19 protein-coding genes are annotated in these 22,005 nt (G+C 40.0%); 9 read left to right on the top strand and 10 right to left on the bottom strand.

From position 1 onward, the window contains the following. Positions 1–658: 658 nt before the first annotated feature. From FN809_RS04460 to mnmD, 4 genes are all read right to left on the bottom strand, one after another. Positions 659–1,303, bottom strand: a complete 645-nt coding sequence (locus tag FN809_RS04460) for a carbohydrate-binding family 9-like protein (protein WP_142532245.1) — start codon at positions 1,301–1,303, stop codon at positions 659–661. A 147-nt stretch (positions 1,304–1,450) separates the two neighbouring features. Further along, a complete protein-coding gene (locus tag FN809_RS04465; RefSeq protein WP_142532246.1) occupies positions 1,451–3,769 on the bottom strand; it encodes a glucosamine-6-phosphate isomerase in 2,319 nt (772 codons plus the stop codon). Positions 3,770–3,846: 77 nt separating this feature from the next. After that, positions 3,847–5,037: an ROK family transcriptional regulator gene (locus tag FN809_RS04470; protein WP_185957440.1), complete on the bottom strand. Its 1,191-nt coding sequence runs from the start codon at positions 5,035–5,037 to the stop codon at positions 3,847–3,849. A gap of 309 nt (positions 5,038–5,346) precedes the next feature. Continuing rightward, on the bottom strand, positions 5,347–6,003 hold the full coding sequence (mnmD, locus tag FN809_RS04475; RefSeq protein WP_185957441.1) for a tRNA (5-methylaminomethyl-2-thiouridine)(34)-methyltransferase MnmD: 657 nt from the start codon (positions 6,001–6,003) through the stop codon (positions 5,347–5,349). 73 nt (positions 6,004–6,076) lie between these two features. On the opposite strand from mnmD, the gene dinB reads away from it, so the two are divergent. Beyond that, the gene (dinB, locus tag FN809_RS04480; RefSeq protein ID WP_246095444.1) at positions 6,077–7,222 is read left to right on the top strand and encodes a DNA polymerase IV; all 1,146 of its coding nucleotides are present in this window, start codon (positions 6,077–6,079) and stop codon (positions 7,220–7,222) included. 143 nt (positions 7,223–7,365) lie between these two features. Here the strand turns inward: dinB and FN809_RS04485 are convergent, their stop codons facing one another. After that, positions 7,366–7,647 carry a hypothetical protein gene (locus FN809_RS04485; protein ID WP_142532249.1) on the bottom strand — a complete coding sequence of 94 codons (282 nt, stop codon included), beginning with the start codon at positions 7,645–7,647 and terminating at the stop codon, positions 7,366–7,368. 329 nt (positions 7,648–7,976) lie between these two features. Here FN809_RS04485 and FN809_RS04490 point away from each other — a divergent pair, with 329 nt between their 5' ends. The 3 genes from FN809_RS04490 to FN809_RS04500 all read left to right on the top strand — a co-directional run bounded on the left by FN809_RS04490 (position 7,977) and on the right by FN809_RS04500 (position 11,349). After that, positions 7,977–8,369 (top strand): arsenate reductase family protein, encoded by a 393-nt coding sequence (locus FN809_RS04490; protein ID WP_142532250.1) that lies wholly within the window; start codon positions 7,977–7,979, stop codon positions 8,367–8,369. A 191-nt stretch (positions 8,370–8,560) separates the two neighbouring features. Next, the gene (locus tag FN809_RS04495) at positions 8,561–9,793 is read left to right on the top strand and encodes a serpin family protein (protein WP_142532251.1); all 1,233 of its coding nucleotides are present in this window, start codon (positions 8,561–8,563) and stop codon (positions 9,791–9,793) included. Positions 9,794–10,881: 1,088 nt separating this feature from the next. Next, complete coding sequence (locus FN809_RS04500; protein ID WP_142532252.1) at positions 10,882–11,349, top strand: MgtC/SapB family protein; 468 nt, start codon at positions 10,882–10,884, stop codon at positions 11,347–11,349. Between the two features lie 6 nt (positions 11,350–11,355). Here FN809_RS04500 and FN809_RS04505 read toward each other — a convergent pair whose 3' ends face one another. From FN809_RS04505 to FN809_RS04525, 5 genes are all read right to left on the bottom strand, one after another. Further along, positions 11,356–12,654 (bottom strand): aminotransferase class I/II-fold pyridoxal phosphate-dependent enzyme, encoded by a 1,299-nt coding sequence (locus FN809_RS04505; RefSeq protein WP_142532253.1) that lies wholly within the window; start codon positions 12,652–12,654, stop codon positions 11,356–11,358. A 311-nt stretch (positions 12,655–12,965) separates the two neighbouring features. After that, positions 12,966–13,484, bottom strand: coding sequence for an NUDIX hydrolase (locus FN809_RS04510; protein WP_142532254.1), 519 nt, complete (start codon positions 13,482–13,484; stop codon positions 12,966–12,968). A gap of 159 nt (positions 13,485–13,643) precedes the next feature. Further along, on the bottom strand, positions 13,644–14,549 hold the full coding sequence (locus FN809_RS04515; RefSeq protein ID WP_142532255.1) for a nucleotidyltransferase family protein: 906 nt from the start codon (positions 14,547–14,549) through the stop codon (positions 13,644–13,646). 10 nt (positions 14,550–14,559) lie between these two features. Beyond that, positions 14,560–15,543: an N-acetylmuramoyl-L-alanine amidase family protein gene (locus FN809_RS04520; RefSeq protein WP_142532256.1), complete on the bottom strand. Its 984-nt coding sequence runs from the start codon at positions 15,541–15,543 to the stop codon at positions 14,560–14,562. A 370-nt stretch (positions 15,544–15,913) separates the two neighbouring features. After that, positions 15,914–16,468, bottom strand: a complete 555-nt coding sequence (locus FN809_RS04525; protein WP_142532257.1) for a hypothetical protein — start codon at positions 16,466–16,468, stop codon at positions 15,914–15,916. Between the two features lie 380 nt (positions 16,469–16,848). Between FN809_RS04525 and FN809_RS04530 the strand changes: the two genes are divergently transcribed. The 5 genes from FN809_RS04530 (at position 16,849) to FN809_RS04550 (ending at position 21,913) form a co-directional block, all read left to right on the top strand. Next, positions 16,849–18,003, top strand: coding sequence for a vacuolar protein sorting family 37 protein (locus FN809_RS04530; protein WP_142532258.1), 1,155 nt, complete (start codon positions 16,849–16,851; stop codon positions 18,001–18,003). Between the two features lie 6 nt (positions 18,004–18,009). Further along, complete coding sequence (locus FN809_RS04535) at positions 18,010–19,134, top strand: DUF4200 domain-containing protein (RefSeq protein ID WP_142532259.1); 1,125 nt, start codon at positions 18,010–18,012, stop codon at positions 19,132–19,134. Positions 19,135–19,257: 123 nt separating this feature from the next. Then, on the top strand, positions 19,258–19,659 hold the full coding sequence (locus tag FN809_RS04540) for a hypothetical protein (RefSeq protein WP_142532260.1): 402 nt from the start codon (positions 19,258–19,260) through the stop codon (positions 19,657–19,659). 131 nt (positions 19,660–19,790) lie between these two features. After that, a complete protein-coding gene (locus tag FN809_RS04545; RefSeq protein WP_142532261.1) occupies positions 19,791–20,435 on the top strand; it encodes a hypothetical protein in 645 nt (214 codons plus the stop codon). A 134-nt stretch (positions 20,436–20,569) separates the two neighbouring features. After that, complete coding sequence (locus tag FN809_RS04550; RefSeq protein WP_142532262.1) at positions 20,570–21,913, top strand: hypothetical protein; 1,344 nt, start codon at positions 20,570–20,572, stop codon at positions 21,911–21,913. Positions 21,914–22,005 lie beyond the last annotated feature (92 nt).

Here is a 22,005-nt window from a genome sequence, read left to right on the forward strand (position 1 = left end):
CGGTGTTTGGTGTTCAGTATGTAGGTTTGTTTTTAAACCTCGGGGTGCGACTATAATTTTACCATTTATATTTGATTTCAAAATCATACCGATAGAGATTTAAAGGCTCTATTCTTTTACCAAAAAAAAGGAGAGTATTTATTTACAGCGGGGGAATTGGTCTATTATAGAAATGCAAGCTACAACGATTCCCCGACTTAAAAATGGAGGGATGGATGCTATGAGGTACGAATAGCAGACGGGGTGGTTGTGAAGCCTTGCCTCTGAAATCTTGCCACTGAAATAACCCACATCAAAAAATAAAGCGTATAGACCCCATCCCTGCAACTTCGTTGCAGTACTTCCCCTTTTTTTTTTACGGAAAAAGGGGAAGAGCCGCCTCCGGTGATAAAACTCTGCATTATTTTAAGGACTTATCAGCTCCAAGCCAAAAAAGAGAAAGCATTATTTGCAGCGGAGTGATTGGCGTATTATAGAAATGCAAGCTACAACGATTCCCCGCCTTAAAAAAGGCGGGGTGGATGATATTGAGGTACGAAATAGCAGACGGGGTGGTTGTGAGCCTTTCCGATAAAAGAATGCACATGTAAGCATGCATTTAACAGTTGCCCGGCAATACGGTTTTCAAATTACTTTAGCCTTTGCTCCAGGTGAAGCGTTATTGCAACTTAAGCTCGCCAAAGAATTTCGGTTGGTGGAAATCGGGCTTCGGGGTATCAATGGGCTGCCAGCTTACAAAATGCGGATACTTTGTTTCGTCGCCACACTTATAAAAGTTGCAATAAATGGTTTGCCCTTTTTCTACTTTTATCATATCAAAGGGTATCTGTGCCAGCAACCACCATTGGGCATCCACGTTTTCTTTGCCTATAATTTCCTTGCCCAGTGAAGTCTCTCTTTTTATAAGGCTTGTTTTACTTTGGCTCATCCGCACCCTATCGTCACGATGTTTGCCCACGCCGGCCAGCGCGGTTCCGATACACGAAAACTCAAAATTAAAATACTCGCCACCTTTTTCTGTCGAAATAAAAGCTTCCACACAGCTATCTTCCCAAACCGAGTCGTTATCGTTTACATAGGTAGCTCTCACATTTTTTTCATCTACATTAAAAAGGATGAAAAGATATTGACCGTTATGAGCCAGCTTAAACTTTGCTGCTGGCTTATAGCTATATTCCTTCCAGTTGAGCTGGTCAATCTTTCCCTCGAAACCACGCTCTGTAATCAAATCTCTTTTTTGCCTCGAAGTTAAATCTCCGAGTTCGGCAATAAAAGGAATGGTATTGTTTTGTGTTTTATTCATCTTTTTTCTGTTTATAGTTGACTTTGATTGCAGAATAAGCTCTGGCTAATCTGTAGGGTGAATCCTCCGTAAGTTCGGTTCTTAAAATGCCAATGACCAATTACCTCTGATGGGTAATTGGCCATTGCATTATTAGAATAAGATAAATTATCCTTCCATTGATTTTTCCAACTCCCTGGCCTGGTTTAGGAACTCCTCTACATTCATTTCCTTAAAGTAGATAAGACCATGACTGGCACGTATTCTGGAATCCTCGTTGGTATAAAAATAATCTTTACCTAAGAGGTACTGAATATTACCGAGTTGTTCAACCCAAATTTGTTGTGCCAGATCACTAAATTTACCATCCAGCTCATGACTTGGGAACGAAGCATTAACCTGACTCAGGTAACAATCGCTAAAGGATTTATCCAACACACTCATTGCATTGAGGCTTACGGGTACAATTACATTTGCTTCGGAAGGAGCAAACTTAAACCAAACGTTGCGATAGCCCCATATGCGCAGATTGCTCAAATCCTCTTCCTTTTGCCACATACGCACAGCTTCGGCAATTGCCTGTAGTACTTTGTAGTGGGTATCGGGTCCGCTACCTTCGGGGTCGAGTGCCAAGCTGATAACCGTTGGCTTTTCTTTTCTGAACTCTTCCAAAATAGGTGCTACATCCCGGCCGCGTTCCGGCTGCTCAGTAAAAATATCTCCTGTATAAAATCCTAAGCGCAAGTGACGTACATTTTTAACCTGTACTCCTGAATGTGCCCATACCAGCTCCTCCTCAAACTCGCGAACCATACCTTTAATCTTCTGAATCTTGGGTGGATTCTTTTGTCCATCGTAGCTCTCGGCAATGTTGGCCAATATCGCATTGATGGTGTTTCGCAATTCCTCTTTCGATTTAACCTGCCATATTTCTACAATGGCACGCACCACGCGGTGACTTAAACCACGATCCCTTCCTTCGGGGTTTTTGGAAGCTACATTAATTAAGAAATGATATACATCCTTGTCCCACTTAAACTTATATCCGGACTCAAAGAAATCGGGATACTCCACCATTTGAATTTTTCCCTGGTCGAGGAATTTTTTAGTGTTTTGTAGTGTTTCGGTAATAAAGTCGTTGGTAACAGCGGTAAATCCGGAAGTTAACACAGAAAATATCGACTTATTACTCTCTTCTCTTAAAATACGGTTTACATGGGGCTGAATACCCAATTGAACATCATCGTGGTGTGGCCCGGTGTGGTAAAACACTTGATTTTCTTCGGGCTTTAAGCCGGCTTGTATCTTGGCTTTTACCCTTTCCATCACCTCTTCTACAGTTTCTAAGGATAAATTAGGAATGAGGCTAGTATATGGATCTGTTTTTAAATCCGAAAGCTCCAGGTTAGGACCATACTTGTTAATGCGTCGGCATAGGTCAATGATGGATCTTTCTGTTTTCTCCATCGTCCACTCACCCTCTCTATAATAGGCATCCACGCTATCATGAAGCTTTAGGCCTGCACTCTTGGTGATATAAAACCTACTATTGGGCAGTCGTTGCAGTACGGTAGCGGGATACATAACAGCCGGTTCCTGCTCTAATGCGTTTTTAACAACCCCAGCTTTGGCCTCTCCGGCAGCAAATATCAATGCTACAGCATCTTTGTTGTGTGTAATGGTATCCAGTCCGATGGTGATAACCAATCGATTTTTAGAAACCTCAATTCCACCCAAATCGCCTGCTGCCTGAGCCTGACATTCGAAGTTTGTTTTAGTTAAGCGCGTTGTGCAAAAATGGTCGGATCCACGTGTATTAAAGGCAATGTGTCCATCAGGGCCGATACCTCCCAAGAAAAATCCTATACCCCCTTTATCTCTGATCTTACGCTCGTACTCCACACACCAATCGTCGATTAAGAAGATCGATTGCTGCTGTTCTTTTTCTTGTGGTGTTTTGGCCGAACGATAACGTAAAGAAACATCTACAATACTATCCGGAAACACCTCTGAAAAGTGCTTACCGTCTACCAGAGGAATTTCATCTGAGTTAATAAGCAAAGCACGTTTAGGATCCAGACCAAAACCTTTGATATAATACTCATTTACATAATGGTAAAAACTATTTTTTTGTGTTGAACTGATGGGGTAAAACTCATCTATCTGCACAAACTGAAGCTTGCTCAAATCGGGCTTGTTTTTTACCTTCAACCCGTTCTCGTCACGAATCTTTTTGCCCTCCGCATTGTCCCAGTTTTCGAGTAAAAACTGTGTCCATCGTATAAAATACTCTGGTGTTTTTCCTGTAGGCAAACTGATTACACCCTCTGGGTTTTCGGCTACCCACTCCAAAAAACGCAGCGCGGTGAACATACCCAATTTGGGAAAGTTATCCACCGGTATGTAATTAATTTTGGTGGTTGTTTTCTTCACTCCTGATTTTTGAAAAAAACTCTTTTCTACTTCTGTAAAGGCTTTGCTACTCATAACATTATCGATTTTTATTGAATTTACTATTATTTATAATACGCTATTACACAATCTTTTATCTAAGGGCTGCTTGATTATCTAGTGTATATAGATCTTTCTAACACAACTGAGATGGCCCCCAACACTCCGGCATCTTTACCCAACTCCGAAACCATAAGCCTGGTATCCTCCCTTAGTTTTGGAATACAATAAGTTAAAAGGGATTGTTTAATCGGGGTCAAGAGATATTCATTGGCTCTTGAAACGGTACCTCCTAAAATAATTAGCTCGGGGTTGAGTATTTGTAAGAGATACGAGATGCCTTTACCTAATTTTTGGCCCATATTATTTATCAGGTTTATAGCAAACTGATCGCCCTCCCGGGCAGCATTCACTATGTCCTCGGGCGATATTTGGCTTTCTGTGTCTGTTACAAAACGATGCAACACCGATTTGGCATTATTTTTCAGTTCCAAAGTAGCTTGTTTTACCATAGCCATTCCTGAGGCAATAGTTTCCAAACAACCGCATTTGCCACAAATGCACAATTCACCATCCTCCTCAATTAAAATATGACTAAATTCTCCTGCCAATCCGGAATTGCCTTTATATAGCTTTCCGTTTAAAATCATACCCATTCCTACACCCCAATCCAGTTGTATTACCAAAGCATTTTTTGAATGACTTGCCAGGCCGAGACGCCATTCGGCAAGAGCACGAGCTTTGGAGTCATTTTCGATATATACCGGCAAATTCAGCTTATCCTCGAAAGTGTGTTGCAATGATTTATCCGTTGATGATAGATAGGTAAAACTGATTCCTGAATCGGAATCCACCAATCCTGGAATATTGATACCTACACCTAATATTTTTTCTTTGCTGATACCTATTTCATGGATAACCTCGCTTGAAAAAGCACAAATATCATCAATCAGTCCCAGATCGTTACCCAATTTAATTTTACGTGTTTTTGTTCCGGAGATATTTTGCAATTCGTTATTGTAAAGAGCAACAGAAACGCGCTTTCGTCCTAAATCGATACCAAGAAGATAAACAGAGTTTTTTACCAATCCGTAAATATTAGGGCGCCTGCCACCAATTGATTCACCCTTGCCTCTCGACTCTACAAGTTTTTCTTCGATAAGCTCATTGATATAACTATGTGTGGTAGGCGAACTCAAATTAAAAGCTTGGGCAATGTCAGTTCCACTGAGCGAACCGTGACGATACAAATATTTAATGATTCTCTTTTTTGTGAGAAATTTCTTTTTATCAATTCCAGTCAAATTATTTTGAACCTTAGAATTCCAGTAGATCATTTGTAAAGTATCATTGTTTTGGAAATACAAGTTTACGGCGTTTTTTTTATATCTGCAAATTCTTTTGTAATTTTTTACAAAAGTAGCTGTGGTAAGCCCATTTTTCTACCTTATGCAAAAATAAGTCGAATATTTTTAAAGAATTACAGCATTTCATGCACCATAAATGAACCATAAAATTATCACCGAAAAAGGCAGTAGATTAACTCAAGAACAATATCCCTATATACAACATACTATAATACAACATACTATAATTGCAGCTTAGCCTGTTAATTATATTTTAATGGCTCTTAACATTTCGCGTTTCCCGGGTGGTCCGGGCATACGTTCCACTTTAAAACCAACATCCTGCATCGTACGCCGCACAATTCCTTTGGCACAATAGGTAGTCAGTACACCTCCCGGCAGTAAAGCATTGTACGCCTTCTGAAACACCGCGCTACTCCATAGCTTGGGTTGTATGTCAGGAGCAAAAGCATCGAAGTAGATTATATGATACTTATTTTCTGGTTTATATTTTGTAAAGTCGCACTGCTGCTTGGTAAGGAAAAAGCGCGAGTCAAGCGCATTTTCTCTTCCCCAAGGCACCTGGTGTATTTTTTTAAACAGCGCTTTAAATTGTCCATCAAACAAAGCTCCATAATTCAATTGTTTTATAGTTTCCATATCCAGCGGATATTTTTCCAACGTACAATAGTGCACCTCCATTTCACCGCTGTTTACAGCACTCAAAAACGCATTTAACCCGGTACCAAAGCCAAACTCCAAAATATTTACCTGATTTGTTTGAACATGTTTTAAGCCGGCCTGAATAAACACATGCATCGCTTCGTTTACCGCTCCATTAACAGAATGGTAATGCTCGTTTAGTGCGGGCACATACAAAGTATGCGAACCATCCTTTGATAATTTAATCTCAATTTTAGTCATCAGTTAAATATTATCATCTTTTATTGATAGTTTTGAATGGAAAATTACATTAAATAAATAAGAATCAATGCGCATGATACATTCATGTGAAAGAGCGGATGTTAAACAACTTAGCTACAATATAATGATTTCGGGAGAGGGAAAAGAGGTGCAGCGAAAGATTATTCACATCGATATGGATGCGTTTTTTGCTTCCGTAGAACAACGCGACTTCCCACAGCTCAAGGGCAAGCCAGTAGTAGTGGGTAGCGCCTCACAACGTGGAGTGATAGCTGCTGCCAGCTACGAGGCACGGAAATACGGGATATATTCGGCCATGCCATCGCGCACGGCACTAAAAAAATGTCCGCATTTAATTTTCCAGCCACATCGTTTTGATGTATACAAATCCGTATCGGCACAGGTAATGGATATATTGCATGACTATACCGACAAGGTAGAACCTTTGAGCATAGATGAAGCTTTTTTAGATGTGAGCACCAACAAAAAAAATTACAGGTCGGCTACCCTTATTGCACGCGAAATACAGCAGCGCATCGAAGATGAAACGAAATTAACAGCATCGGCTGGCATCAGCGTAAACAAGTTTTTGGCTAAAATTGCCTCCGGTAAAAACAAACCAAACGGCTTATTTGTGATTAAACCAGATCAGGTACTGCCTTTTATAGAGCAATTACCTGTTAAAGAATTTTACGGTGTAGGCAAAAAGACCTCCGAAAAAATGAACCACCTGGGTATTTTCAGTGGCAAAGATATGCAGGCCTGGAGTCTGAACGGATTGGTTAAGCACTTTGGAAAAGCAGGTCGTTTTTTTTATTCCATCTGCAGAGGCCAGGACGACAGACCTGTTGTAGCCAACCGCACGCGCAAATCAGTGGGTATAGAAAACACGTATGGCGAAAATTTAACCACTTTAAGGGAAAGAACAGACCAACTGAACGTTCTGATCAATGGTTTGTGGCGGCGTACTATCCGTACACAAATGTACGGAAGAACAGTTACCTTAAAAATAAAGTTTAATGATTTTAAACAGCATACGTATAGCAAAACCACAGTACAAAAAATAGAAACACCCGATACACTTTCAGAAATTGCGCATGCATTACTTAATCAGGTAGTGTTTGACCGAAGCGTACGACTGATGGGCTTAAGTATTTCAAATTTAGATGACGGCAAGCACGAGAATATGCCGGTACAACTAACCCTGGATTTTGATTAAGGTAGTTTAAAATGGAAATAACTATCCCCCTGATTGTTACCCTTATTTCCCGAAAACATCCCCTGCTTGCAGCTGACAAGTTGCTCGCCACAAACAGGGGGAACATATTTTTAACGCAAACTATTGTACTCTATGCTCAATAATTATTTCAATTCTTGAATCTTGGTAAGCAATTCCATTGTCTTATTCATCAAGTCAGCACGAAGTTTCGAATAGTATCGCTTTACCAGCTTGGGGTTATCCTTACCGTCGGGATGGTTTGCCCTGGCCACAAATTCGTTTCGCATTTCAATTGCTTCACCCAAAATAGGAGAAACATCTTCATCTTTAATATTATCTATCAAAGTAAGTTTCATTAAACCTTGCGTAACTACTTCGGAGGCTAAATAATTAATGTCTTTTTTTAATTCTCTAATACTTGCCATCTTATCTGTTTTTTTTAAATATTACCGCAAGATACGTCATATTTTCTACGCTGCAAACAATGCAAATAAGGTAAGTAAAACAAGCATTGTAAATTTCGATTATACCTATAGATTTACAATGAAGTTTCATCCTACAATTAAGCAGGTTTGTAAAATTTTACCGCTGCTTTTCCGTTATAATTATTTTAAGCCATACGAATTAATTAATTTCGTATTTTAATAAAAATATTCCTAAAGTTTAAAAAAATAAATCTACACATACACCACTGCACGTATTTACTAATTCGCAGTTATGGGATTGATTTTTTGAGGAGATAAAACAGCTAAACATGAAAAAAATTTATCATTTATCCACTTGTTCCACCTGCAGGAGGATTATTAAAGAGGTTGGTCCTGATAGCAGTTTTATTTTACAAGATTTAAAAACAGAGGCCATTAGTGCAGAACAATTGGATTTTATAAGAGAACGCACCGGAAGCTATGCAAGTGTTTTCAACAAACAGGCCCGCAAATACCGCGAAATGGAACTCTATATACAAGAGCTAAGTGAGGATAGAATACGCGAACTTATTTTGGCAGAATATACTTTTTTAAAGCGTCCCCTATTTATTATTGGAAATACAGTATTTGTTGGCAATAGTCGCAAAGTGATTAATGAAATTAACAATTTTATGCGTGTACACTTGAGCAGCAATAAGAAGGATAAGGCTGGCCTAAAATAATGGCAGCGATTTGTTATAATCCTGATTCATCCACCTGCCCAAATTATTAGAGCCAAAACACTTCCGAATTTTTGCAAACGTAACGAGTTACTACAATTCAGCATGCCAACGGAAGTGATTATTCTGCCCGGGGAAGCAACCTTTTTCATATTCCCGCATCATATCCAAGTAATTTTTTAAACTTAATTGCTATGACAACTCAATTCGTTACGTACTTATGTTTGCTTGCATTATCGTTTACGGCTTGCGACAAAAACAACCACACACCCGAAAATAATCCCTACAAGCCCATAGCCCTGGATTTAAAATCCGCGTCGCTGGTAGAATCATCCAATACTTTTGGTGCAAATTTATTTAAGGAGATACTGGAAGATGAAGGTGAAAATGAAAATATTTTAATTTCGCCGTTGAGCATTTTCCAGGCACTTAGCATGACACGCAATGGAGCCAATGGACTCACCAGAGATGAAATGACTGCAGTGCTGGCCTTTGATGAATCGCAAGATGACGATTTAAATGTGTATCAGAAAAAACTGATGGATGCGCTTAAAAAGGCAGATAATAAACTGACCTTAGACATTGCCAATAGTATTTGGTACAGAAACGACGAAACGGTAGAACTTCCTTTTATCCAAGTAAATCAGGATTATTTTAATGCCGAGGTCAGCGCCCTTGATTTTTCGGATGCCGAAGGTGCTAAACGCACCATTAATAATTGGGTGGATAAACAAACCAAAGGCAAGATACCGGAGATAGTAGATGAAGTAACGCAAGATCATGTAATGTTTTTAATCAATGCCATTTATTTTTACGGACATTGGCAAAATGAATTTGACACAAAAGATACCCAAAAGGCGCCATTTTATCCTGAGGCGGGCAACGAAGTGACCGTGGATATGATGCATCAGGAAACAGACTTGGGTTATGCCGCCAACGCCTTGTTTACAATGGTTGAAATTCCGTATGGTAACGGTCATTTTAATATGGTGGCATTGATGCCCAACAAGGGCAAAAAAGTAAAAGATATTGTGCATGCTCTTAACAATGAAAATTGGGCTGCATGGATGGAAAGCTTGAGCAAACAACCAATAGTATTGGGTTTTCCAAAGTTTAAATTCGAGGGCGATTATAAACTCAAAGAACCTCTAATTAGTATGGGGATGCCATTGGCATTTTCAGATTGGGCCGACTTTACCGGCATCTTAAGCAAAGGTGGAATAATGATTTCGAAGGTAAAGCACAAAACATTTATTGAAGTGGACGAAAAAGGAACTGAAGCTGCAGCAGTTACCAGTGTGGAGGTAGGGTATACATCTGTTGGTCCGCAAAAATTACATTTTACAGCCAACAAACCTTTTGTTTTTGCTATCACCGAAAAAGATACCAACACCATTTTGTTTTTGGGCAAGTTGATGAGGCCATAGCAACATAGCGAAGTTATTATTTAAGTGGTGATGACCACGAATTTGACTACTGCGATGCCGGTATAAACTTCGTTGTGTGCCAGCTCTATTTACCGCCCCAATTTTCATGTTGTGTTACGATACTAATCAAAGAGAGCGTTCGTTCGGGTGTTTACGTGTGTAGGCCAATAATATAAGATCCGATTGCTTGCGGTTGCCTTTAGCCAGAGCGACTATTGGGGTGGAATAAGCTGCACCTTCATTATTTAATACGTGGCGTGGGAAAGCAGCACAAAACTTTATACCTTAATTTAATAACTTTGATACCCGGATTATCTATTGCTGTTCCCGAAAGCTACTTTGATCCGCCAAATTTGCATATTGTATCATGGCCTTTTATTTTGGGTAAGTCTACCTGTTATGTTGGTACATATCCGGCTCATCGTGTCCAGGTTTTCCGCTGCTGTCAATCTTTTAATAATGACAATTTAGTTTGAACATGGCCAAAACCAGTACCTCCAGCAACACATACCGGCACAAGCTTGTGATTCCCTGCCAAGCAAGGAATCTTTTAAATCTTACTCGCAAACTAATTTATTATAATTGCAAGATGCAGTATTTCAATAGAGCAGGAAAACAGCACGCTATTGACTTTTAGCCCACAATAGCTTAGATTTGGATAGGGCTATATTTTTCTGAACATATACAACCAGCCCCCATATGAGCGGGCTGGCAATGAGAGCGCTCTCTCACATAAGCGGTGCCGCCGAGCGAGAGGAGGATGCCTAATGCGGTGAGTTCCCCCGATAAAAAACCGGGGCAAGCTATCAGACCATTAAAAAACAAATTATAGCAGATCAAATCGACATAGCCTGCCCCCACCCCATTGAGGGAAGGAGAAAAATAGTTAGGCCTCACAGGAGGATATTATAAAATATACTTGCTATCACTGCTTTGCCATTCTTTAATTATATAAAAACCCAGGATTAAGGGGATTAACACAAGGGAATCATTAAAACCGGCTAAGCATCAGCAGTATGCTATCTCTTATCTATGCGCCTCTTATCTGATTTTAAACAAATGAAATAAACATCTTAGTATAAAACCTTATGGAATCAATACACTCGCAATTGTGGATATTGTTAGACGTACTTATTGCGGCTGTGCTTTCTGCTGTTGTTGGTATAGAAAGGGAGAAAAAGGACAAGCCATCCGGTTTACGCACCAATATGATTGTTGGGAGCATTTCATGCTTATTAGTTGCGATAAGCCCGGATCTCAGTCAGTTTATGCTATCTGATGTACCCATGGAAATGATTAATGTAGATCCCATCCGTATTATCCACGCCATCATTATAGGGGTTAGTTTTATTGGTGCCGGTACCATACTTAAATTTAAGGATGAGAATATCATTAAAAACCTCACCACCGCTTCCACCCTTCTTTATTCGGCCGGCATAGGCATATCCGTAGGCACAAAAGCGTACGTTATAGCAATAGGTCTGACCTTCATTATCATTATAATAAACTCTTTACATCATCTCAAAAAAATACAATCTTTTTTTACGAAAAAATAACAAAGGCTACTTATTTTCTTTCAGATAATCCATACAAGCCGCAAAAATACCGTCGAAGAGTTTTTTTGCATCGGAAGCCGCCATGGCAGCAAAAGCCACGCGTAACACATTATTGAGGTTAATGATGCCTATGCTGTATTTTTTAATCAGTATTTCGCGTATGGCTTCTCCATCCAGTCCCTCCTTTAACTGAATACACATAAAATAACCGGAATTATACGGCAGTGCCGTAAAAAACTGTGCATATTTATCATCGGTCAGCACTTTCTTTATAGCCTGGTACCGTGCATTCATAATAATATACTTGGATTTTTTTTGCAGCTTGTAATCGGGTGATTCAAAAGCATGTAACAAAAGAGATTGGCTCAGGTTAGCAGCATTTGAGATACTTCCCCTTACAGCACCGGCGGTTTTCATTTCCAGGGCTTGGTACAAATCGGCATCACCTCCTTTTATTGCGTAGGTAATAAAGCCCACGCGAAAACCCCAGGCATAATCTTCTTTGGTTGCGCCATCAATCTTTACCGCCAGCACATGGGGGTGCAAATTACTTAAATACGCGAATATGGATTCCTGTGCTATGTTATCTTCATACACCAATCCAAAGTAGGCATCGTCGGTGAACACCACTATTTTTTTTCCTGCTTCGGCCGCTTCTCTTACGGAAGCGGCAATATTGTCCATCTCTTTAAAGGTGGGGGTATAACCGGATGGGTTATTCGGAAAGTTAAGAATAAGCACTTTTTTATCCCCTTCCGTCATTAAACTTTGCTTTAAGGCCTCTACATCGAACCCACCGTTCTTAAATAAATTAAATTTTGTGAGCCTAGCACCATAGGCGCTGGCCAAACCTAAGTTATAGTTGCCCCAAAATAAGCTGGGTACAATGATCTCCTGACCCGGATCCACAAAAAGGTAACCCGCCATGCTTATGCCGTGGGTAAGCGCACAGGTAACTACCGGCAGACTTAGGGTAAGATCCTTAAGTTGCTTATTTTTTTCATAAATCATTTGCTTCCATTTGCTACGCAAGTCAGGCCGCCCAAAACTGGGTGCATACGAAAAGGTGAGCGATGGATCCATATCTATTTTTGAAGCGATGGCATCCAATCGCATGGGCGATCCGTCATCTTCTATTGCAGCGCCTATGGTGGCATTTATTTTAGTTCCTTTGGCTTCGGCGGTTTGACCCAATATTCCTTTTTTAGGGAAAAATATGTTTTTCCCTTTTTCGGATAACAAATCAAAAACAACAGGATTTTTTGCGAGAATTACCTCATTTAACTCTTGGGCTTGCGGATTCATCTTTATGTTGATTATGGTTTAATGTTCTGTTTTCTGTGGGCCTTTTGTTTAGGCCTTACAAACTTGCCAAAAAAAGATGATATTTTTTGTACTGCCTAACAAAAAGTTTGATTTTCTTTATTAATTCGGCTTAGTACATCGCTAAAAAAAGCAAACATAATGTACACAACGGACCGCAAACGGGAGGGTGTACATTGCACCTGTTTTGTGAACAGGCGGGCTAAAAAACGCAATCTATGCCGTTCGACAAAATAACTGCGCTGTATGAAAAGCCATACTATAGCGCCAGAGCTGGTGCACAGCCACCTACCTTAACCGTTCCAATAAGCACGTATTATTTTCTTTATTGATTCAGCACCAATCTTATCCCAATCTATATTTTCCCGGCTTACCAATTCTATCCCGGTAACATCGTCCTGAACCAGCAAATTTTCCCAACCGCTTACGCTACAAAGGAAACCCATATCGCAAGTATAAACACTATAACCCGAATAAACATACTCATTGGGGCACGAGGCTATGAATTTAACTTCTGTAACATCCAAATTCAATTCTTCCTTTATTTCCCGGGTCACCGCATCTTCCACTGTTTCGTTGATGTCTACAAAGCCACCGGGTAAATCCAACATTCCTTTGTGGGGTTCAAAAGCTCTCACAGTAAGCAGCAATTCCCCTTTTTCGTTTTCGATTAAAGCGGCTACCGCTGCGGATGAATTGATAAAATAATGCAACTCGCAATTATCGCACAAAAAGGAATGGACACCTTGAAAATTAAATCTTTTGGAACCACATCTGGGGCAATATTTTAATACGCGTTCCGGCTTTGTCATTGTGGATTAGAGGATAGAGGTTAGAAATTAGAGGATAGAGGTTAGAAGATAGAATTTCGAGATTAGAATTCAGGGCTTGGGGTTTATGGGGATACGGTTCTTCGGTATGCGGTTCTTCGGTATGTAATCGTAAACCGTCACACCGCACACCGTTTACCGTTATTTTCCTCCCCAAAGGTTAGCCGGATACACCCCGTTATCAATTAATTTTTGAATACTTTTTTGCACCTGAGGTTTATCCTCCTGATAGGTTACACCGAACCATTTGGTATCGCATGCAATTACTTTGGCGGTTGCGCGTCCCTCTTTTATCATTTTATCAACGGGTGCATTAAAATAAAACTCCGACTTCATCTCCTTACCTTTTTCTTTCAAAAAGATAATAAATTCTTTTTCCAGTGCTTCAAAAAAAGAATTCTTGAAAGCCCAGAAGTTCATCGAAACGGGTTCTTTACCTGTTAGCTCAGTAGTGTTTTCACCTTCGTAATACACTATTTTGCCATCTAAATAACCAATTTTGGTTCGTTCTACAATATTTGTGAGATTGTTATTGGCATCGGTCTCACACACACCGCGCGATACGGTTCCATGTTCTGAGAGGGTGTTATTTAAGGCATAGCCCACCATAGCGTATTCGTTATCATCGCTACTTTTATCCATAAAATCCAGCACGGCCTGGTAGGCTTCGCGCCCATAAAAATCATCGGCATTAATGATGGCAAACGATCCCTGAATGGCATCCTTGGCCATTAACATCGCATGTCCTGTTCCCCATGGTTTTTCTCTACCCGCGGGAACCGTAAATCCATTGGGTAAATTGTCCAACTCCTGGTAGACGTATTCAATAGCTATCTTATCGCCAAACTTTGGTTCGTATTGCGCTTTAAACTGATCGGCAAACGATTGGCGGATAACAAAAACCACCTTTTCGAATCCGGCCTCAATGGCATCGTAAACGGAGTAATCTATTATGGACTCTCCGTACGGGCCCAATTCGTCCAATTGTTTTAATCCTCCATAACGGCTGCCCATTCCGGCCGCCAACACTAATAAAGTAGGTTTCATCTTGTTACTATTATTTTAAAGTATTATTTTTATAATCGCTTAGTAATCCTTCGTACAACCAATTGGCCAAAGCCTGACGATTGTTTTCTAAAATAAAGCGCTGCTGGTCGCGAAAATTACGAATATTTCCCAGCTCTACAAAAACAGTTACCGGGTAAGTTTTCCGCAACAAATATAAGTTCCTTGCGCTAACAACACCCGAGTATCCTCTGGATGGCTGATGTTGACTGTATTTTAAATCAAATACGTTCAATATGGCACCTGCTGCTATTTTTCCGTTTTTACTTTTGGGCGCATGGTAAAAAAACACATCAATGGCATTTCCCTTGCTTCTGGAATCAACATGTACCACAAGACAGCGCTGAAATGCTCCTTTATTTTTGAGGTATAATTCATTAACCATTTCGGTTCGCTGCTTCAGTCGTTTAGTCTGATCCAGCGGAATGGTTTGCCCCATACATGTTTCATCACTATCCAGCTCTAAGTACGACGCATCACGGATACCATCGTTTTCATCCTGGATTATCATGTGAATGCGAGCTCCATTTTCCTGAAGTTTTTTGGCCAATCGCAAAGTAATATCGTAGGCATACTCATCCTCTGCCAATGTTCTGTGCCCATATTTACCCAACGCGCCGGGGTCGGGACCACCATGTCCGCTTACCAAATAAAATACAGCACCTTTTAAAATGTTGGACTCCAAGCGGAATCTCTCCCTCTCTTTACCAAATAAAGGCTCAAATAAAAACACCTCGGTGGCCGGAATTTTATATTCAACACCTAATAGTAAGGTTTTGTCCTTGCCCAATTTAGACTTATTAAGCTCTATAAACTGCGCTATCAATTCGTCGGTATCCAAAGCATTACGTTTTAAAAACGAATAAAGACCTTCACCTTTTTTAGCTTTTGCATATTTTGCAATCGCCCCTTCCTGACCCTGTGCCTGAAAAAACACAAAACCCAATATCACGATCAATAGTTTTTTTAATGTCATCTGATACTCCATTTCTCCCTAATCCCCAATAACTATCAAAGCGTTTTTTTGTTTCATATACTCGTTGGAATGGATAAGTTTGGGTAAGGTTTTACTACCTATGGCACAAAATTAATTTTTTTTGGCAACTATTATACGCATAGCACTTTATTGTTGATGAGATAACGGAAATGAGTAGGTGGATACCCTTTATTAGTATGTAGTTCAATTAAGCCTGAATAATACACAGATTTTTCACTTTCCGCTATCTCTTTGCGGAAAGCCGTAAAGGTTTTCTTAAACTTTTACGAGGGGTAACCCACAATTCTATAGACCTTTGGCGACCTATTCAAAAAATTATAAAGCTTAAAAAGAGAATAGCTACACGTATTCAAGAATATGAAAAGGGAAATAATGTCTTTACTAACCTTCCCAAAGGCGTTTCTTTTTTATTGCCGGAGTAGGCCATCATGCAATCCATCTTTTCAATTTCATTTCTAACCATCTCTTGGAGTTCGGCCATGTCCCACTTATGTAGCTTAATGCTTTTGCCTGTTTCTTTATCCATCCAGTTGAAAATAATATGGGCGTGATTTATTATTATTAGGGTATTATCACAGTGATGCTTATGTAAATGAATTTGAACCATCCTAATCCCAAATCTATTTTTTAAAAGATCACAGAGTGAGCTTATATGCTTCATCCGCAAATTACTGTTGTAAACAAGCGTAGCTTCACGCACCGGAGCCGCATGTTTCTGCATAGACCTGCCGGTTTTTTGCTTAGCCAGCAGACTTAACTTTAACTTGGTTGATGCAATTTCCTCTTTAACAAGTACCCTATTTTGCCTATGCAGGCCATTTACACAACTATTGTAATGGGTAGTAAGATGTAATTCGGTTTCGGCACAAATGGGTTGGATGTGCATGGGGTAAACTTTTTTCATATCATAGATTAAGGCATTTAATGCTTCACAATTTAATATATGTAAATCAGAAATGCAAATTTTACCTAGTTCTATAGAACTAGGTAAAATGCATTTGTCACATTTTTGTCACGCTGTTTTTTTGGCCGGATATTTTTAATTCTCGTAATTGGCTGTGAATAATTAATATTTAAGATGATGAAAAAAGCTATGCTTTTATTTTTTTGTATTGTGATGTATATAAACCTCCTTGCCCAATACGCCGACAAATCAAAGATGAAACTATTACCGGACTTTGGACTTTTAGCCAAGCAAACAATGAAACCCGAATTAAAATAAGTAGTCAAAACAACCATAATTCGAGAGTTTGGTTGAATATCTCAAACGCAGACAATTTTGGAATGATATCATATGCTGTTGGTGGTGTTCAAAAATGGCAGCATGGTTATAACGGTAAATATGGTAATGGTGGTTTTTATTTATATAATACCAGTATAGGAAAATATGCCTTGCTCTTCAGCTCTACAAATAATTATTTAGGGTTAAACGGCGTTACAAATCCAACCGAAGCCCTCGATGTGAATGGGAATATAAAAACCAATAGACTGTATTTAAAAGCAGGAAATGGCATATACTCCCTGCACAACAATAATTATATTTTAAACGACCACGCAAACGGCAACATAACCTTAAATGCTGCAGGCGGCAATTTATATCTTGGATATATCAATACGGTAAAAGTTCTGCTACGGAAAGGCTTATATGATTCATCGGGAAGCTATTCTATCATAAATGAAAATGGATTTATATATCAGGCGAAAAGTGGAGTTAACAACTTTATCAATGGGAATATAGGTGTTGGTATTACAACTCCAGATGCCAAATTACATGTTGCTGCATCCAACAACGATGGAATAAGTATTGGAAAGATTAAAGATCGTCTTAATTGGGATGGAAAGGGAAAACAACCGGGCTATCACATTAGATTCAAAGGATACAGGGATGTTTCGGGTAATGCTACGGGAGCAAGAATTTCAGCCCTAAGAACCAATCGTTGCTGCAATGGCCTTAGTCAGGGGATGGAATTGGTATTTTATGTTTCAAACGGAATGGCAACCCATAGTTCTGGGGATGTAAATTTGGATGAAGCTATGAGAATAAATGATAATGGTAATATTGGGATAGGAACAACTACTCCTAATCACAAACTCGATGTAGCCGGAACCGTCCGTGCCGAAGAAATCATTGTTGAAGCCAAAGGCCAAACCGCCGATTTCGTTTTTGAGCCCGACTACCAACTCCGCGACCTCTCCGATGTAGAAGATTTTATCCGCACCCACAAACACTTACCCGAAATACCTAGCGCTACCCAAATGGAAGCCCAAGGTGTTAATTTGGCCGAGATGAATAAACTACTCCTTCAGAAAGTCGAAGAACTCACCCTATGTTCAATTCAGCAGAAGAAAGACAGGAAGGAGTTGGAAGAAGAAGTTGCTTCAATGAAACAAGAGTTGCAAGCGATTAAAGAATTAATAACTAATAGCAACCAAAAATAAACTGATATGAGAAAATTAATTATACTTTTAATAATTGGATTTGTCGGAGTTTCTGCTTTGGGGCAGGTTCGTGTTCCCGATGATGGACAAAGTCCAATATATTATAAGGGCAGTAATGTTGGGATTGGCAATACAAACCCCAATAATAATCTTGAGATTTCGGATGCCTATTCTTTTCATAGTGGAGGACATAAAGTCATTGGATTAGGATATTCTATTAGTAACGGATCAATGTTAAATGGTTATGTAGGTGAATTAAGATGGGATCCAATAAATGGTAAATTATCGTTTGCAAATTCCACAACAAGTCTTACAACTGGACAAGCAACAAGTATGTATGGTAGGTTTAGTATAGATAAGAATGGAAATGTTGGTATTGGAACATATCATCCAAACTATAAATTGGATGTTGTTGGTAGCATAAAAGGGAAAACTATGCGAGTGGATTTTCCCAATGTTATAAATAATTGGAACGATGAATGGCAATGCGCTTTTTTTGATGGCTATAATATTCCCAATTCACCGGAATCAAATCAATGGTTTTGGGGTGTAAATATGGGTCATCGATCAAATAATCCGGATTATCGATATGGTGGACAGCTAGTAATAAGAAACTCTTCAACTTCTCCGACTATGTATTTTAGAAGTCGAGATAAAAACGGAGACGGATTCTGGGCAAAAGTGCTGCATAATAAAGGAAACCAGAGAATAGAAGGTAACCTTATTGTTAATGGACAGATACATTCAGAAGAAATGGAGGTAAAGGATATTGCCGCCAACAACATTACCTACTCGACCAACGGCCAAACCGCCGACTTTGTCTTTGCTGACAATTACAAGCTCCGTGACCTCTCCGAAGTTGAAACTTTCATAAAAGATAACAAACACCTCCCCGATATCCCCTCTGCTGCCGAAATGGAAGAACAAGGCGTAAACCTGGCCGAGATGAACAAATTGTTGCTCCAAAAGGTGGAGGAGCTGACTTTGTATGCCATTGAAAAGGACAAGGAGGTAAAACAGTTAAAAGCAGACCGAAAAAAGGAGAAAGCAGACCGGAAACAATTGGAAGTCGAAATGCAAAAGATGAAAGATTATTTTGAAGACATTAAAAAACTATTATTAAGCCAATAAGCCTATGCCAATAACATATTACCACTTACCAGTTCCTCCCCTTGGGGAGGTTAGGAGGGCCTTCTATGGTTAACCTGGCCGAGATTTACAGCATGATAATAGGGAACGGTTCTGATTGGCAGCATGGTTATACAGAACCGTTCCAGAGGTCGTAGGGCCTTACAAAGGCATTGGATTGGCTTACAAAGCATGCCGGAAGTGACGCAATGGCAGCCATGGGCGTTGCAAAGCACATCGTGGATGACTCAATGGCAGACGCAAGCCTTACAAAGCATATCGCAGGTGACTCAATGGCAGTCGCAGAGCTTACAATGGCAGTCGCGAGCCTTACAGAGCATATCGGAAGCGACACAATGGCAATCGCAGGGCTTGCAAAGCACTTCGTGGGGCTTACAAAGCACCTCGCAGTCAATACAAGGCACTTCGTCAAGGGGCGGAGTGGGTTCGGCAGCCCTACATCGGTTATCATCAGCTGTTGCAGCAGGGCTTGCCAAGCCCGGACAATGCGCTGCAACCGGTAAATAGATAAGGAACCCACCGCACAGCGGTCTGCTAAAAAAAATTTAATGTTCAAACAACCATCAACCGAGCCTTTGGCTTTCCATCGGGCAAGCGCCGGAGGGGTCAGTGGGGTCAGTAATTAAAAAGCAAATGTTATGGAAAAAAGATTGATAAACAAATTTAACATGTACAAGGTGGTGCGCGACTGGTTAAGTAACAACCAGGCATCATTCGAATACCTCCCGGGCTTTACGGCTACGTTTGAAGAGTTCTCGGCTATGCTCGATACAATTGCCGATTTGGACAAGGATAAAGCGACAAGCTCCGGTGGTTATGCCAAAACAAAGGCCGAAGCCCGTGCCCTCCTCGAAAGACAAATGATGGAGATGATACGCATATTAAAGGTATATGCCACTTTTAACAACGATCAGTTGATGCTGAACGATATCGATTTTACCGAATCGCAATTGGTGCGCTCATCGGAACAACTGCTTTTGGTACGTTCAAAAAAGACTATCGAACATGCCGAGGCGGTTCAGGCCGAAGCCGAAAGCTATGGCCTGACGGCCGATCGCCTGGAAGCGCTGCGGACGGCCTCCCGTAATTTCGACGAAAAGCAGACCACCGTGCGCAATGCCATCGTAAACCGCAAGGACTCCGGCGAACAGCTGGAAGCCCGCATGGACGAGGCCGACGACCTGCTCAAAGGCAAAATAGATTTGCTGATGGAGCTGTCGCAAAACATGCTACCCGAACTGTACAACCAGTACAAAGCATCCCGGATAATCGTGGACAGGTAAAAAGCCCCCCCCTAAGTCCCCCCCGAATGGGGGGATTTGTTGGGGGGTTGGTAATTCGCTTGGGGGTAGGGGTGCGGAACGATATGGTTAATCATAGATAACAAACTTAATTTTTGATCATTCATCATCAAATAATGAAAAAAGATATTAGAAAAATTTTTACGCTTTTATTATTAGTGTGCCCTATGTTTCTATTTGCACAAGAGAAACTGGATGGAGTAGTGCATATTGATATGGCAAATACAACGGACAATAACTCACCTGGTATTACTGTAAAATTAGGTGATGATTTTTTATATGATGGAAAATATATAAATCATTATGGTTTTGGTTTTCATGATTATCAAGACAATAGCAGCTCATTCAATGGTAGAAATGCTTATACATCAGGATATTTCGGAATAGATTATTTTACTGGCGGAAAGAATAGGTTAAGAATAAACAGTAATGGATATATTGGAATTGGAACTCTTACGCCAGGTTCGATGCTAAATGTAGGAACAAAAACATCGAATTCTCCATCTACCATCGTACAGTTTGGGAAGAGAGTTATTAATGGTGAAGCAATGGTACTTTCGTTGGTTAATTCTGGTGGTGGCTCAAATCAATCTTCTTCTATTGGGTTTCATAATCGAGATGTTTGGTCTCCAACAGGGAAAATACAAGTACAACAATTAGGATCTGATACAAAATCAAAAATGCATTTCCATACTTACAACAGTGGTCTTAAAACACGAATGACCATTGACGAAAATGGGTTTGTGGGAATTGGAACTACTAATCCATCTGAAAAACTTGATATAGCAGGTAACCTTAAGACTAAAAGAGTTGCATTATTTGATTGGTATAATACAAGTTTAGGATACACAAACGCATCAATCGCCTTAAATGGCATACGTCAAAACGGAGAATGGAAATTATATGGCGACGGAGCAAGGTCATCTATAGGATTGATCAATATGGATATATTCTCTAATATTCGTTTTATATCACATCACGATGAGTCCTTTAACGGAGGAAAGACAATGACAGATGATGAGCTTATTAAAGCTTATACAAAAATGATTATAAAGAGTAATGGTCATATTGGCATTGGAACAGATTCTCCGAATCACAAATTAGACGTAGCCGGTACCGTCCGTGCCGAAGAAATCATTATTGAAGCCAAGGGCCAAACCGCCGACTTCGTTTTTGAGCCCGACTACCAACTTCGCGACCTCTCGGAAGTTGAAACTTTCATAAAAGATAACAAACACTTACCCGATATCCCAAGTGCCAGCCAAATGGAAGAGCAAGGCGTTAACCTGGCCGAAATGAACAAGTTGCTGTTGCAAAAAGTGGAGGAATTGACTTTGTATGCCATAGAAAAGGACAAAGAAGTTAAAGGGGTGAAAGCAGACCAGAAAGAATTGGAAGTCGAAATGCAAAAGATGAAAGATGAGTTTGAAGCCATTAAAAAACTAATACTAAACCAATAAACCTATGCGCAATATCATATCACCACTCACCAGTTCCTCCCCTTGGGGGAGGTTAGGAGGGGCTCCTATGGTTAATTTGGCCGAGATGAATA

The organism is Saccharicrinis carchari (assembly GCF_900182605.1).
In the GTDB taxonomy this organism is placed as follows: domain Bacteria; phylum Bacteroidota; class Bacteroidia; order Bacteroidales; family Marinilabiliaceae; genus Saccharicrinis; species Saccharicrinis carchari.

Excerpts from the sequence above, each read along its gene's own strand:
- FN809_RS04460 (WP_142532245.1), bottom strand. The coding sequence starts at position 1,303 with ATGAATAAAACACAAAACAATACCATTCCTTTTATTGCCGAACTCGGA.
- FN809_RS04465 (WP_142532246.1), bottom strand. The coding sequence starts at position 3,769 with ATGAGTAGCAAAGCCTTTACAGAAGTAGAAAAGAGTTTTTTTCAAAAA.
- mnmD (WP_185957441.1), bottom strand. The coding sequence starts at position 6,003 with ATGACTAAAATTGAGATTAAATTATCAAAGGATGGTTCGCATACTTTG.
- dinB (WP_246095444.1), top strand. The coding sequence starts at position 6,077 with ATGATACATTCATGTGAAAGAGCGGATGTTAAACAACTTAGCTACAAT.
- FN809_RS04485 (WP_142532249.1), bottom strand. The coding sequence starts at position 7,647 with ATGGCAAGTATTAGAGAATTAAAAAAAGACATTAATTATTTAGCCTCC.
- FN809_RS04490 (WP_142532250.1), top strand. The coding sequence starts at position 7,977 with ATGAAAAAAATTTATCATTTATCCACTTGTTCCACCTGCAGGAGGATT.
- FN809_RS04495 (WP_142532251.1), top strand. The coding sequence starts at position 8,561 with ATGACAACTCAATTCGTTACGTACTTATGTTTGCTTGCATTATCGTTT.
- FN809_RS04500 (WP_142532252.1), top strand. The coding sequence starts at position 10,882 with ATGGAATCAATACACTCGCAATTGTGGATATTGTTAGACGTACTTATT.
- FN809_RS04505 (WP_142532253.1), bottom strand. The coding sequence starts at position 12,654 with ATGAATCCGCAAGCCCAAGAGTTAAATGAGGTAATTCTCGCAAAAAAT.
- FN809_RS04510 (WP_142532254.1), bottom strand. The coding sequence starts at position 13,484 with ATGACAAAGCCGGAACGCGTATTAAAATATTGCCCCAGATGTGGTTCC.
- FN809_RS04515 (WP_142532255.1), bottom strand. The coding sequence starts at position 14,549 with ATGAAACCTACTTTATTAGTGTTGGCGGCCGGAATGGGCAGCCGTTAT.
- FN809_RS04520 (WP_142532256.1), bottom strand. The coding sequence starts at position 15,543 with ATGACATTAAAAAAACTATTGATCGTGATATTGGGTTTTGTGTTTTTT.
- FN809_RS04525 (WP_142532257.1), bottom strand. The coding sequence starts at position 16,468 with ATGAAAAAAGTTTACCCCATGCACATCCAACCCATTTGTGCCGAAACC.
- FN809_RS04530 (WP_142532258.1), top strand. The coding sequence starts at position 16,849 with ATGATATCATATGCTGTTGGTGGTGTTCAAAAATGGCAGCATGGTTAT.
- FN809_RS04535 (WP_142532259.1), top strand. The coding sequence starts at position 18,010 with ATGAGAAAATTAATTATACTTTTAATAATTGGATTTGTCGGAGTTTCT.
- FN809_RS04540 (WP_142532260.1), top strand. The coding sequence starts at position 19,258 with ATGGTTATACAGAACCGTTCCAGAGGTCGTAGGGCCTTACAAAGGCAT.
- FN809_RS04545 (WP_142532261.1), top strand. The coding sequence starts at position 19,791 with ATGGAAAAAAGATTGATAAACAAATTTAACATGTACAAGGTGGTGCGC.
- FN809_RS04550 (WP_142532262.1), top strand. The coding sequence starts at position 20,570 with ATGAAAAAAGATATTAGAAAAATTTTTACGCTTTTATTATTAGTGTGC.